The organism is Brevundimonas sp., assembly GCF_013823285.1.
GTDB lineage: Bacteria > Pseudomonadota > Alphaproteobacteria > Caulobacterales > Caulobacteraceae > Brevundimonas.
In genome coordinates this window covers 1-12813 of sequence record NZ_PNLV01000076.1, presented here as the reverse complement: position 1 = coordinate 12813, position 12813 = coordinate 1, and the positions used below count along the sequence as shown (strand labels likewise).

14 protein-coding genes are annotated in these 12813 nt (G+C 69.6%); 10 read left to right on the top strand and 4 right to left on the bottom strand.

Features of this window, described 5'->3' with window-relative positions; translation table 11 throughout:
- The 5 genes from C0461_RS10805 to C0461_RS10785 form a co-directional block, all read left to right on the top strand.
- On the top strand, nt 1–1459 hold a 1459-nt coding region (locus C0461_RS10805), incomplete at its 5' end, for a methyl-accepting chemotaxis protein (protein WP_292106754.1).
- Between the two features lie 154 nt (nt 1460–1613).
- On the top strand, nt 1614–2093 hold the full coding sequence (locus tag C0461_RS10800; protein WP_292106752.1) for a YcgN family cysteine cluster protein: 480 nt from the start codon (nt 1614–1616) through the stop codon (nt 2091–2093).
- A gap of 50 nt (nt 2094–2143) precedes the next feature.
- Nucleotides 2144–4942 (top strand): PAS domain-containing protein, encoded by a 2799-nt coding sequence (locus C0461_RS10795; protein WP_292106749.1) that lies wholly within the window; start codon nt 2144–2146, stop codon nt 4940–4942.
- A 314-nt stretch (nt 4943–5256) separates the two neighbouring features.
- Nucleotides 5257–5712, top strand: a complete 456-nt coding sequence (locus C0461_RS10790; protein ID WP_292106746.1) for a hypothetical protein — start codon at nt 5257–5259, stop codon at nt 5710–5712.
- Nucleotides 5669–6886 (top strand): terminase family protein, encoded by a 1218-nt coding sequence (locus C0461_RS10785; RefSeq protein ID WP_292106743.1) that lies wholly within the window; start codon nt 5669–5671, stop codon nt 6884–6886. The genes C0461_RS10790 and C0461_RS10785 overlap by 44 nt, the downstream gene beginning before the upstream one ends.
- A gap of 3 nt (nt 6887–6889) precedes the next feature.
- On the opposite strand, the gene C0461_RS10780 is transcribed toward C0461_RS10785, so the two are convergent.
- Both C0461_RS10780 and C0461_RS10775 read right to left on the bottom strand, forming a co-directional pair.
- Nucleotides 6890–7288 carry a type II toxin-antitoxin system VapC family toxin gene (locus C0461_RS10780; RefSeq protein ID WP_292106740.1) on the bottom strand — a complete coding sequence of 133 codons (399 nt, stop codon included), beginning with the start codon at nt 7286–7288 and terminating at the stop codon, nt 6890–6892.
- Between the two features lie 8 nt (nt 7289–7296).
- Nucleotides 7297–7551, bottom strand: a complete 255-nt coding sequence (locus tag C0461_RS10775; RefSeq protein ID WP_292106738.1) for a type II toxin-antitoxin system prevent-host-death family antitoxin — start codon at nt 7549–7551, stop codon at nt 7297–7299.
- 217 nt (nt 7552–7768) lie between these two features.
- Here C0461_RS10775 and C0461_RS10770 point away from each other — a divergent pair, with 217 nt between their 5' ends.
- The 4 genes from C0461_RS10770 (at nt 7769) to C0461_RS10755 (ending at nt 10209) form a co-directional block, all read left to right on the top strand.
- On the top strand, nt 7769–8932 hold the full coding sequence (locus C0461_RS10770) for a phage portal protein (RefSeq protein WP_292106735.1): 1164 nt from the start codon (nt 7769–7771) through the stop codon (nt 8930–8932).
- A gap of 181 nt (nt 8933–9113) precedes the next feature.
- Complete coding sequence (locus C0461_RS10765) at nt 9114–9338, top strand: hypothetical protein (protein ID WP_292106732.1); 225 nt, start codon at nt 9114–9116, stop codon at nt 9336–9338.
- Between the two features lie 77 nt (nt 9339–9415).
- Complete coding sequence (locus C0461_RS10760; RefSeq protein WP_292106729.1) at nt 9416–9847, top strand: HK97 family phage prohead protease; 432 nt, start codon at nt 9416–9418, stop codon at nt 9845–9847.
- Nucleotides 9844–10209 carry a hypothetical protein gene (locus C0461_RS10755; protein ID WP_292106728.1) on the top strand — a complete coding sequence of 122 codons (366 nt, stop codon included), beginning with the start codon at nt 9844–9846 and terminating at the stop codon, nt 10207–10209. Before C0461_RS10760 ends, C0461_RS10755 begins: the two co-directional genes overlap by 4 nt.
- Before the next feature lie 12 nt (nt 10210–10221).
- Here the strand turns inward: C0461_RS10755 and C0461_RS10750 are convergent, their stop codons facing one another.
- The gene (locus C0461_RS10750) at nt 10222–11001 is read right to left on the bottom strand and encodes a hypothetical protein (protein ID WP_292106725.1); all 780 of its coding nucleotides are present in this window, start codon (nt 10999–11001) and stop codon (nt 10222–10224) included.
- A gap of 88 nt (nt 11002–11089) precedes the next feature.
- Here C0461_RS10750 and C0461_RS10745 point away from each other — a divergent pair, with 88 nt between their 5' ends.
- Entirely contained in the window at nt 11090–12337 is a 1248-nt protein-coding gene (locus tag C0461_RS10745; protein WP_292106724.1) for a phage major capsid protein, read from the top strand.
- A 163-nt stretch (nt 12338–12500) separates the two neighbouring features.
- Here C0461_RS10745 and C0461_RS10740 read toward each other — a convergent pair.
- Nucleotides 12501–12813, bottom strand: a 313-nt coding sequence (locus C0461_RS10740) for an endonuclease domain-containing protein (RefSeq protein ID WP_363378311.1), incomplete at its 5' end; no start/stop codon positions are given.

The window sequence follows — 12813 nt, the reverse complement described above, 5'->3', positions numbered from 1 at the left end:
CGCCCATACGGCGGTGTTCTGGCTGCTGGGCGTGAACCAGGCCGGGCGCATCCTGTCGGTCATCCTGCTGGTGGGTCAGGTGTCGCTGATGGTGTCCGCCCTGAAGGGGCACGAGTATCAGATCGACATGCACATGGCCTATTTCGCGGCCCTGGCGGTCACGATCATCTATTGCGACTGGCGCGCCATCGCCGCCGGGACGGCCGCCGTGGCGATCCACCATCTGACCCTGAGCTTCCTGCTGCCCAGCCTGGTGTTTCCCGGCTCGGCCAGTCTGGAGCGGGTCATCTTCCACGCCGTCATCCTGCTGGTGGAGGCCGGCGTCCTCGCGTGGGTGGCCGCCAGCGTCGTCACCATGTTCAAGGTGACCTCGGAGCGGACCGCGGAGGCCACCGCCGCCGCCGACCGCGCCACCGAGGCCCTGGCCGCCGCCGCGGCGAGCCGGACCGCCGCTGATGATCTGCGCGCCGAGACCGCCGCCCGTGAGGCAGAGGTCCAGGCCGAGCAGCTGGCGGTCGTTCAGGCGACGGCGGCGGGCTTGTCCGCCTTGAAGGCGGGCGACCTGAGCTATCGCATCACCAGGGCCTTCCCGGAGGCCTACCGCGTGCTGCAGAACGACTACAATGCCGCGATCCAGGATCTGGACGAGGCGGTGACGCACATCGACGCGAACGCCGACACCATCCGTGAGGGCGCGAACCAGATCGCGGCGGCGGCGGACGACCTGTCCAGACGCACGGAACGCCAAGCCGCCGCCCTGGAAGAGACGGCGGCGGCTCTGGACCAGATCACGGCGACGGTTTCGCACACCTCGCAACGGGCGCAGGACGTGGGCCGTCAGGCCGGCTCGGCCCAGCGGGACGCGGAGGCCAGCGGTCAGCTGGTCGAACGCGCCGTGACGGCCATGGGCGAGATCCAGAAATCGTCCGACGAGATCAGCCAGATCATCGGTGTGATCGACGAGATCGCCTTCCAGACCAATCTGCTGGCGCTGAACGCCGGGGTCGAGGCCGCGCGGGCGGGCGAATCCGGCCGCGGCTTCGCCGTGGTGGCCACCGAGGTCCGGGCGCTGGCGCAGCGGTCCGCCACGGCCGCGAAGGAGATCAACGCCCTGATCTCCACGTCATCGAGCCAGGTGCGACAGGGCGTCGGTCTCGTCGACCAGACGGGACAGTCGCTGGCCACCATCGTGGAGCAGGTCGGCGCGCTGCACGAGATGATCGCGGAGATCGTGGCGTCCGCGCAGGAGCAATCCAGCGCGCTGGCAGAGGTCAATGTGGCCGTCAACCAGATGGATCAGACCACCCAGCAGAACGCCGCCATGGTGGAGCAGTCCACAGCCGCCAGCCATAACCTGCTGCGCGACGCGGCGGAGCTGCACCGGCTGATCCGGAGGTTCCAGGTGTCGGCGAACCGGGCCGGCGCGAGCGCCTCCAGGGCCCCTGTGCTGGCGGCCTGACCCGCGCCGAAGGCGGGGTCCGGCCTTCTTGCCCGCTTCGTCCATCCCCCCGCGACACCGGCGGTGATCGGGAGTATGGGGGCCCGATGGAATTGGTTTTGTTTGCAGGACGTTGCGAGACGGCCGGGCCTTGGGGCGCCCGGGGAGCGCGGGCATGAGCGCATTCTGGGAGACCAAGTCGCTGCAGGAGATGACGGCGGCGGAGTGGGAGAGCCTGTGTGACGGGTGCGGGCTGTGCTGTCTGGTTCGGTTCGAGGATGAGGACACCGGCGAGGTAATCCCCACGCGGGTGCACTGCCAGCTGTTCGACCCGAAGGCCTGCGCCTGTTCGGACTACGGCAACCGGCAGGCCCAGGTGCCGGACTGCGTCAAGCTGAGCCCCGAAAACATCGGGGGGCTGAAGTGGATTCCGAAGTCGTGCGCCTATCGCCGGCTGCATGAGGGGCGGGGGCTGGCGGACTGGCACCCGCTGATCTCGGGCGATCCCGAAAGCGTGCACCGGGCCGGGGTGTCGATCCGGGGCCAGACCATCAACGAGACGACCCTGAACGAGCCGGAGGACGCCCTGGACTTCGAGGCGCCGGAATGGATGGCCGAGCGGGGCCTGCCCGGCAGAAAAAACCGCGCTCGCTAAGAAAGCCTTTGTCTTATGGCGCCAATCTCCCGCGCCAGGGAGGACGGTGTTTGTCGGACGGAGAATCGCACACCAAACAGGCGGAGACCGGCGAGGCGTCGCCGTTCGACCGGCTGACCAGTCTGGCGGCGACCCTGTTCGAGGCGCCCGCCGCGCTGGTGTCGATCACCGACGGGCATCGTCTGCGGTTCCGGTCGCGTCTGGGCATCGATGTGGCGGAGGTGGACCGCGAGACCGCCTTTACGCCCCATGCGGTGGCGCTGGGGCAGGGCGGCGTGCTGGTGGTCGAGGACGCCAGCCTGGATCCCCGGTTCGAGAACAGCCCCCATGTGGCCGGCGATGGCTGTGTGCGGTTCTACGCCGGCGCGGTCATCACCACGCGGGACGGGCGCAACGTGGGCGCGCTGTGCGTGCTGGACCACAGGGCCCGGCCCCGGCCGGATGAGGCGAAGCTGACGGCGCTGAGGAGCATGGCGCAGCTGGCCGCCGACATGCTGGAGAAGCGCGAGGAAGCCCTGTCGGCGCGCGAGAGCCTGGAGATGCTGGACATGGCCGAGGCCGTGTCAGGGGTCGGCCACTGGCGCGTGGATGCGCTGACCGGCGAGCTGACATGGTCGGAGCAGGTGTATCACGTGCACGGGGTGGATCCGGACAGCTTCGAGCTGACCGTGGAGAACGCCCTGGCCCTCTATCACCCCGATGACCGGGCCGAGGCGGAGGCCAAGGTTCGCGGCAGTCTGGAGACAGGCGAGCCCTACGCCTTCAAGCTGAGGATCGTGCGGCCGGACGGGGACGTCCGCCTGGTGCAGTCGCAGGCGGTGACCCAGTCGGACGCACAGGGGCGGGTGACCGCCCTGTTCGGCGTCTATCAGGACATCACCGACCGGGAGGAGGCCCTGAACCGGGCCCGCAGGAACGAGAACCGCTATCGCCTGCTGGCCGACAACATCAGCGACGTCATCACCCGGTTGAAGCCGGACGGCAGCAGCAATTACATCTCGCCGGCGGTGGAGCGGGTGATCGGCTGGAGCCCGATGGAGATGGCCGGGAAGAAGGCCCAGGACTTCCTGCTGGAGGAAGACCGGCCGATCTTCCTGAACGCCCTGGCCGAGGTGCTGGAGACCGGCGAGCCGCGCCGGGTGCAGTACCGCGCCCGGCACCGGAACGGCGACATCCGCTGGGCCGAGAACAACATGCAGCGGGTGCAGAACAGCCGGGGCGAGCATGAAGTAGTGTGCTGCATCCGCACCATCGACGACCGCAAGGCCCTGGAGGACGAACTGGTCCAGACGCTGGAGAAGAGCCGTCGTCAGGGCAGCCGCTATCGTCTGCTGGCCGAGAACATGGCGGACGTGATCTGCCGGGTGCGGCCGGACGGGACCTGCCCGTATCTGTCGCCGGCCGGCGAGCAGATCCTGGGCCTGAGCCGCGAGGAGATGATCGGCCACAAGGCCCCGGACTTCCTGGTCGAGGCCGACAGGCCCAGACTGCTGCGGGTGCTGGCCGAGGTGCACCGGACCGGCAAGAGCGCGACCCTGGAGTACCGGGTGCAGCCCAAGGGCGGAGAACCGGTGTGGGTGGAGGGCAGCTTCCGCAAGGTGGCGGAGGAGGACCCGGACGGCGAGCTGATCGCGGTGATCCGCGAGATCGGCGCCCGCAAGGTTCTGGAAGCTGAACTGACGGCGGCCAAGGACCGGGCCGAGGCGGCGGCCAAGGCCAAGAGCGAGTTCCTGGCGAACATGAGCCACGAACTGAGGACGCCCCTGACCAGCGTGGTCGGCTTCGCCGGGCTGCTGGGCCAGAGCCGGACCCTGGGCGACGAGGAGCGGCGCTATGTGGAGCGGATCGCGGCGGGCAGCGAGGCCCTGCTGGCGGTCATCAACGACATTCTGGACTACTCCAAGCTGGAGGCCGGGGCGGTGGAGCTGGACCCGCACCGGTTCGATCCGCTGGCCCTGGCCCAGGCGGGCGTGGAGCTGATGGAGGGTCAGTGCCGGGCCAAGGGCCTGGACCTCAAGCTGGAGATCGACCCAGACCTGCCCGCGGGCCTGATCGGGGATTCGGGGCGGTTGCGGCAGGTTCTGCTGAATTTGCTCTCCAACGCCGTGAAATTCACTACCGAGGGCGGGGTGACGGTGACCGCCTCCTGCGAGCCGGGGACGGACGGGCAGGTGTGGCTGTCGCTGTCGGTGAAGGACACCGGCGTGGGCGTGTCCGACGTCCAGGTGGAGCAGTTGTTCGACCGCTTTACCCAGGCGGACGCCTCGACCACGCGGACCTTCGGCGGGACCGGGCTGGGCCTGGCCATCTCGCGCCAGCTGGTGGAGATGATGGGCGGCGAGATCAGCGCCTTCGGGACGCCGGGCAAGGGCTCGACGTTCTGGTTCCAGGTGCCGCTGCCCATGGCGGACGGGGCGGAGGATGTGGCGGAGCGCGAGGCCGTTCGGTCCATCGGCGCGGCGCGCATCCTGATGGCCGACGACGCCCCGGCGAACCGGGAGCTGGTCAGCGTGCTGCTGGGCGGCATGGGGCTGACGGTGGACACGGTGGAGAACGGCGCCGAGGCCGTGGAGGCGGTACGCCAGGAAGCCTACGATCTGGTGCTGATGGATGTGCACATGCCGGTCATGGACGGGCTGGACGCCACGCGGGCCATTCGCGGGCTGGGCGGCGGGGTCGGGCGGATCCCGATCATCGCCCTGACCGCCAATGTGAGCCACGAACAGGTGCAGTCCTGTCTGGAGGCCGGGATGAACGGCCACCTGGCCAAGCCCATCGATGTGAACCAGATGGCCCGGACCCTGTCCGACTGGCTGAACGCCGACGAGGCCCGCCTGGCGGTGGGGTAGGGGCGTCTCTCTTGCATTCTCCTCCCCATTTCATGGGGAGGTGGCGCGGGCGCGACCCAGCGCCCGTGACGGAGGGGGCGGCGCAGGCGGCAAGGGATTGGCGGGTCTCATGCGGCAAGCACCCGGCCGCCCCCTCCACCACGCCCTGCGGGCGCGGTCCCCCTCCCCATGAATGGGGAGGAGAGCGTCGGATAGGGGCGGAAGTCCGTAGTTGATCCCGTATTTTTCGGAGCCAATGCCAAGGCGCACAAGGGCTGGACGATTCTCTTCGTCCGTTTTTCCGACCGTGGACGCTGGTCCCGTATTCTTTGGGCATGACGGGAAAAACCGAAGAGAGCGGGGCGGGCGATGTGACGTCGTGGTGCCTGGACGAACTGGAAGCGATGCTGGCCGAACAGGTGCGGCTGCTGAAGAGCCAGAAGCCGAAAACCGACGAAGAGCGGCCCCCCTACGTCCGCAGGCTTAAGGACCTGATCGTGGCGGCGCGGATGCTGGCCGTGGCCAAGGCGTCCATGGCGCGGGCGACCGCAGCCGTGCTGCGGGCCGTGCATGCCGAGGACGATCAGGCCGTGAGCCGCGCCGTTCGCGCGGGGCTGCAAGACAAGAGGGGCGGGTTCCGGGCGGATGACCATAATCTCGAGCAGCGTCAGGCCGCCATTAACGCTGGCTTCGCTGCGATGGCTCTGGAGCCTGACGCAAGCGGAGCGGGACGCCATGGGGCCCGCCGTGACGACCGCGCTGGAGCAGTCGTGGCTGTGGCGGGCGCGTGACGACCAGAAGGGCGTGCTGGACGCTTTGGCCGTCTGGCTGATGCTGGGCGGGCGGGGGTCGGGCAAGACCTTCGCCGGAGCCGGGTGGGTGCTGGACCGGGCCTGGGAAGGCAAGCGCATCGCCTTGGTCGGACCCAGCCTGCACGATGTGCGCGAGGTGATGATCGAGGGGCCGTCCGGGGTGATGCAACTGGCGCCGTCCGACGACCGACCCCGGTGGGAAGGGTCGCGGCGACGGCTGGTCTGGGAGGGCGGCGCGATCGCCTACGCCCTGTCGGCGGAGGACCCCGAGAGCCTGCGCGGGCCGCAGTTCCATGCGGCCTGGGCCGATGAGCTGTGCGCCTGGCGCGAGCCGCAAAGGGTGCTGGACACCCTGCGCTTCGGGCTGAGGCTGGGGCGGCGGCCGCGCCTGACGGTGACCACCACGCCCCGGCCGATCCCGGCCCTGAGGCGGTTGATGACGGCGCCGGGCACGGCGGTGACGCGCATGGCCACGGCGGACAACGCGGCCAATCTGCCGCCGGGGTTCCTGGAGCATCTGACGTCCCTGTATGGCGGCACGCGGCTGGCGGCGCAGGAGCTGGAGGGGCTGGTGACCGAGGGCGAGGGCGCCCTGTTCCGGGCGGAGGATCTGGCCCGGGCGCGGGCGGCGTTAACCGGCGAGAGTCCCGAGCGGTTCGAGCGGGTTGTGGTGGCGGTGGACCCGCCCGTCAGCGCGGGCGGGGACGCCTGCGGGATTGTGGCGGCCGGGCGGCTGGAGGAGCGGGCGTATGTGCTGGCCGATCGGTCCGTGCGGGGGCTGACCCCCGGCGGGTGGGCGGCGCGGGTCGCTGAGACGGCGCGGGCGTTCGGGGCCGACCGGGTGCTGGCCGAGGGCAACCAGGGCGGGGAAATGGTGTCGGCCGTGCTGAGGCAGGCCGGGTGTCCGGTGCGGGTTGAGCTGGTCCACGCCAGCCGGGCCAAGCGGGCGCGGGCCGAGCCGGCAGCCATGCTCTACGAACAGGGCCGGGTGATCCACTGCGGCGTCTTCGCCGAGCTGGAGGAGGAGCTGATGGCGCTGGGCTCGGAAGAGGGCCCGAAGCGCTCGCCGGACCGGGCCGATGCGCTGGTCTGGGCGGTGACCGACCTGATGCTGAGGGAGCGGGCGAAGGGGCCGAGGATCAGGGGGCTGTAGCGATCACCAGATGATGGTGACGCCCTTGGCCTGAGACCTGAGCGCCTCGTCACAACTGATGAGAGGAACCTGAAGCAGTTTCGCTTGAGCGACCAGAATTCGATCCCAGGGATCGCCGTGAGCCATAGGGAGATTGGCCGCGCGCCAGGCGAGGTCCGCCGTGATGTCCAGAAGGGTGTAGCCGAGCAGGGGCAGCGTTCCGGGCATGCTCCGCGGCATGCGGGCGAGGCCCGGTGAGCGGCTTCTGGCTCTGCTGGCGTCGCGGCGTTTGGAGTCGATCTCGTAGATGCTGGCTGCGCTGACGTAGACGGTGTCCGCCTTGTTGATCCGGTCACGGGCGCGGTCGGAGAGCAGGTCCGGGAGGATCATGGCCCAGACGAGCGCATGGGTGTCCAGAAGCACCGGCCTCATCAATAGAGTTCGGGCTTGTCCTGATCGAAAGCAGGATCAGGGCCGAGGAAAAGTCGGGCTTCTTCTTCGGTGAGGCCGGTGTCGGCGAAAGCGCCGATGCGGCGGTGAGACGACGGATCGACATCCGCCACCAGCTTGAGCGTGACCACCGGCTTTCCCGCACGAGCGAGCACGACCTCTTCGCCAGATTCAGCGAGGGCGACCAGCTCCGAGAGCGTGGCTTTGGCCTTGGCGATGTTTACCTGAATCGTCATCGGGCAAGCCTAGCACGGAACAAGAGATGGTCCAACTGGAGTCTGGAGGTGGACCAAGTGTGCGAGTTTGTCTCCTCCCCCAAAGCGCAGCGCATGGGGGAGGGGGACCGCTGCAGGCGGTGGAGGGGGCAAGCTTCAAACTCAGCGGATGGGGTCGCCCCCTCCACCATCCCAGGGATGGTCCCCCTCCCCCGACGGGGGAGGAGAAGAAAGGAAAATGATGTTTGAATTTCTGAAGAGGCGGCGGGCGCCGGAGGTGAAGGACTCGGCGGTGGGGCGGGTGATCGCCTGGACGCAGCAGGGGCGGGCGGTGTGGACGCCGCGAGATTATGAGAGCCTGACGCGGGAGGGGTTCGGCAGGAACCCGGTGGCCTATCGCTGCGTGCGGATGATCGCCGAGGCGGCGGCCTCGGTGCCCCTGACCGTGTTCGAGGGCGGCGAGCGGGCGGGGGCGGAGCATCCGCTGGTGCGCGTGCTGGACCGGCCCAATCCGGAGCAGGGTCGGGCCGAGCTGTTCGAGGCGCTGTATGCAAACCTGCAGACGGCGGGCAACGCCTATCTGGAGGAGGCGGGCGGGAACGATCCGGAGCGGCGCGGGATTGACGAGCTGTATGTGCTGCGCCCCGACCGGGTGAAGGTGGTGCCGGGTCCAAGCGGTTGGCCGGCGGCCTATGACTATACGGTGGCGGGACGGACCGTGCGGCTGGGCCGGGCGGCGGACGGGTTCTCGCCGGTGTTGCACCTGAAGCTGCATAATCCGGTGGACGACTGGTACGGGTTTTCGCCGCTGGAGGCGGCGGCCTTCGCCATCGATGTGCACAATGCGTCGGGCGCCTGGAACAAGGCCCTGCTGGACAACGGGGCGCGGCCGTCGGGGGCGCTGGTGTACGGCGCGAAGGATGGCGAACGGCTGACCGAAGAGCAGTACGCGGTGCTGAAGGCCGAGCTGGGCGAGCGGCATCAGGGGGCGGTGAACGCGGGGCGGCCGATGTTGCTGGAAGGCGGGCTGGAGTGGAAGCCCATGGCCTGGACCCCGGCGGACATGGACTTCATCGCGGGGAAACATGCGGCGGCGCGGGAGATCGCCCTGGCGTTCGGGGTGCCGCCGCAGCTGCTGGGGATCCCCGGGGACGCCACCTATTCCAACTATCGCGAGGCCAACGGGGCGTTCTGGCGCGGGACGGTGGTTCCGCTGGTGACCAAGACGGCGGGCGCCATGACCGCGTGGATGCAGCCCCGGTTCGCGGACTGCCGCATCGAGCCGGATCTGGATCATGTCCCGGCGCTGCAGCCGGAGCGCGACGCCCTGTGGGCGCGGCTGGAGGCGGCCAGCTTCCTGAGCGAGGCGGAGCGGCGGGAGATGGCGGGGGTAGGACGATGAGTGGCGAGTGGTGTTGACCGCATCATCCGCCGCTCACCCCAGCGAAGGCTGGGGTCCAGAGTGACAGGCTGGATGGCTGGAGGGGCGTGCGCGTCTGAATTTCCTGGATCGAGTTTCGCCATCTGGACCCCAGCCTTCGCTGGGGTGAGCGGTTCGTGTGGGGTTGAGTGGAGGACGCGTGATGACTGAACGGAAAATCCCCTGGGCGGTGATCGTCGCGGTGGCGGTGCAGACGGCGGCGGCGCTGATCTGGGCCGGGGGCGCGGCGGCGCGGATCGAGACGCTGGAGAGCCGGGTGGCGGAACAGCGGCTGGTGGCCGAGCGGCTGGCGCGGCTGGAGGAGCAGGCTGTGGCGACAAGGGCGACGCTGGAGCGGATCGAGGCGGGGCTGGTGAAGGGGCGATGATGGACGATGTGCGGACCGAGGTGCGGACGGGCCCCCTCCACCGCCTGCGGCGGTCCCCCTCCCCCGATGGGGGAGGATTGGCCGTGTCAGGCTATGCGTCATTGTGGGGCGTGGCGGATCTGAACGGGGATGTGGTGGCGAAGGGGGCGTTCGCGGAGAGCCTCGCGCGCAGCGGGGCGGCGGGCGTGAAGATGCTGCACCAGCACGAGGCGCGGGCGCTGGTGGGCGTGTGGGATGAGGTGGCGGAGGACGACCGCGGGCTGTTTGTCGCCGGACGCATCATGGACTGGTCGCCCGAGGCGCGCTTCGCCGGGGCGTTGGCGCGGGCCGGGGCGCTGGATGGGTTGTCGATCGGGTTCCGCGCGGTGCGGGCGCGCAAGGACGGGCGGCTGCGGGTGCTGAGCGAGGTGGAGCTTTGGGAGGTGTCGCTGGTGACCTTCCCGATGCTGCCGGGGGCGCGGTTTGGCTGTAGAACCGGACGGGACCTCGAGCCAAGGGAGAGCCCATGACCAGAATCACGAGAAGCGGCGATTGCCGGAATTCGCCCAAGAACGCCTTCATGCAGGAGGTGGCGATCGGGCTTCTGACGGGCGCGGAAACGCTCGAAGCGAGCCTGGCCGAGACGGTGGTCCTGCGCCGCAACGGCCACGCGGACGTTACGGGGGCTGCGGCGGTCCGGGCCCTGGCGGCGGACATGTTCCGCGATCACCATGACGCCCTGATCGTCCATCACGCCATCAGCCACGGCAAGGTGGGCGCGGCCAATGGCGTGGCTGTGAAGGGTGACGCGCGCACCGCCTTCGCGGTGGTGGTCGAGTTCGCCACGGCCAAGGCGGACCGTGTCGCCGTCATCGATCTTTACGGGCTTTGAGGCGAGCAGGCGTCAGCCGTCGGCGTGGGCCTTCGCGCGGCGCTGGAACAGCCAGCGCAGCAGGGTGACGCAGAGCATGACGGCGACGAGGCCGGCGATGGCGACCTCGGTGCTCAGGCCGGAGAGGACTGCGGCGAGGGCGGGGACCTGTTCATGCAGGCCGAGGAAGAAGATGATGAAGCCGCCAACCACGGCGAAATCGATGACCATGAACAGGATGAACAGGGGGAAGGGCAGGCGGGCGCTCTGCAGGCCTCCGGCCCGCTCAGGCGAAGGGCGCTGTCCCCCCTTGAGGGCGAAAAGATCCTGCAGGTTGACCGGCGGCGGATCAGAGGTCGGCAGCGGCCCCGCGCGCTGCTGGATGGGGTGCAGCGGGCTCGGCGTCGGCACGACGGGCGTAGGCGACGTGACCGCGACGGACTCGCCCTCCGGCGTGAGGCGGAACAGGCCGCCGAAGGGCGCGGTGGTGAAGTCGATGGCCGAGGTGTCCTGGCCGTAGGTCTCGGTTTCGAGGGCGGTCAGGAGGCCGTGCTGGATGACGGCGCGGAAACCGACGGGGTCGGCGAGGCCGGCGATGTCGGCGTGGATGGTGCCGAGCTGCCTGGGCGCGGACTCGATGGGCGCGGTGCGGGTGGGATCGACCTGGATGTGGGTGATGAAACCCGCGCCGTTGCGCGTGCGGTCCACCACGCGGGCGTCGGCGATCTGGCCCGGCAACTCGGGCGCCTGTTCGGTGGTCTCGTCGGCGATGGCGTCGAGGACGGCCAGTTCGAGCTTTGTGAAATCCGACACGGGCGCCCCCAACGCGTCTGAACGGGACCGGCGGCGAGCCGGATGACGAGGGTGCGGCGAAGCCGGCCCGTTTTCAACTGGAGACATGATGAGAGAGACCAAACAGGCCGCCGCCTCGCCTGAGGCGCGGGCGGCGATGCATGAGCTGATGGCGGCGTTCGAGGCGTTCAAGGGCGCCAATGACGCGCGCCTGGCGGAGATCGAGAAGAAGGCCGCGGCCGACACGCTGCTGGAGGAGAAGGTGGCGCGGATCGACGCGGCGGTGGCGGGCGCCCAGGCGCGGCTGGACCGGGTGGCGTCCGAGGCGCGACGGCCGGCCATGGAGGGCGCCGTGGTGGCTGCGCCGGAGGCCAAGGCGGCTTGGGAGGCGTATCTGAGATGCGGACAGGCCCCCTCCACCACTTCGTGGTCCCCCTCCCCCAATGGGGGAGGATTGGAGACCAAGGCCGGGCTGGACAGCGGGTCGGGGTCGGGCGGGCTGATCGCGCCGGCGGAGACGGAGCGGCTGGTGGAGCGGCGCCTGATGGCGGCCTCGCCCATGCGCGAGATCGCCACGGTGCGGACGGTGGCGTCCGGCGTGTTCCGCAAGCCGGTGTCCACGGACGGGGTGGAGGCCGGATGGGTGGCCGAGACGGCGGCCCGGCCGGAGACGGAGAGCGCGACCCTGAGCCTGCTGGAGTTCCCTTCGGCCGAGCTCTACGCCAGCCCGGCGGCGACCCAGACCCTGCTGGACGATGCGTTCATCAGCCTGGACGAATGGCTGGCGGGCGAGATCGAGGACGCCTTCGCGGCCCAGGAGACGGCGGCCTTCGTCAACGGCGACGGGACGAACAAGCCGAGGGGTTTCCTCAGCTATCCCACCGTGGCGAACGACGACGCCGAGTGGGGCGAGATCGGTCATGTGCTGACCGGCGCGGACGGCGCATTCGGGGATGCGCCGGTGGATCGGCTGATCGACCTGATCTATGCGCCGAAGGCGAAGTACCGGGCGAACGGGCGCTTTGTCATGAACCGGCGCACGGCCAGCGCGATCAGGAAGTTCAGGGACGCGGACGGGAACTATGTCTGGTCGCCGGCGACCCAGCCGGGAGCCACGTCCAGCCTGCTGGGCTATCCCGTCACCGAGATCGAGGAGACGCCGGACATCGGGGCGAACGCCCTGGCGGTGGCGTTCGGCGACTTCCGACGCGGCTATCTGATCGTGGACCGGGCGGGTCTGAGCGTGCTGCGGGATCCCTTCAGCGCCAAGCCCTATGTGCTGTTCTACACCACCAAACGCGTGGGCGGCGGCGTGCAGGACTTTGACGCGATCAAGGTGCTGAAGTTCGGGGAGTAGGGTGACCGCCTCTCCCCTTGCGGGAGAGGCCGGTGCGCAGCGGGATGCGGAAGCAGACCGCTGATTGCGCGCCGGGTGAGGGGTGGATGGCTGGCGACGGCGCGACCCCTCACCCTCCCGCCGCTGCGCGTCGGGCCCCTCCCTCTCCCGCAAGGGGAGAGGGTTATCGAAGCGCCTTGCGGATCGTTTCGCGGACGAAGGCAGGGTTGTGGATGCAGGTTTCGTTGTCGAAGCGAAGCACCTTGAACCCCTGAGCCTCGAACCAGGCGTCGCGACGGGCGTCGTACTCCGGGTTCTGGTGTGAGCCGCCGTCGGCCTCGATGACCAGGCGCGGCCACAGGCACACGAAATCGGCGATGTAGTTTCCAATAGGCGTCTGGCGGCGGAATTTCAGGCCGTCGAGGCGTCGGCCGCGGAGCAGGTTCCAGAGTGCGGCCTCGGCCATGGTCTGGCCGCTGCGCATGGTCTGGGCGCGG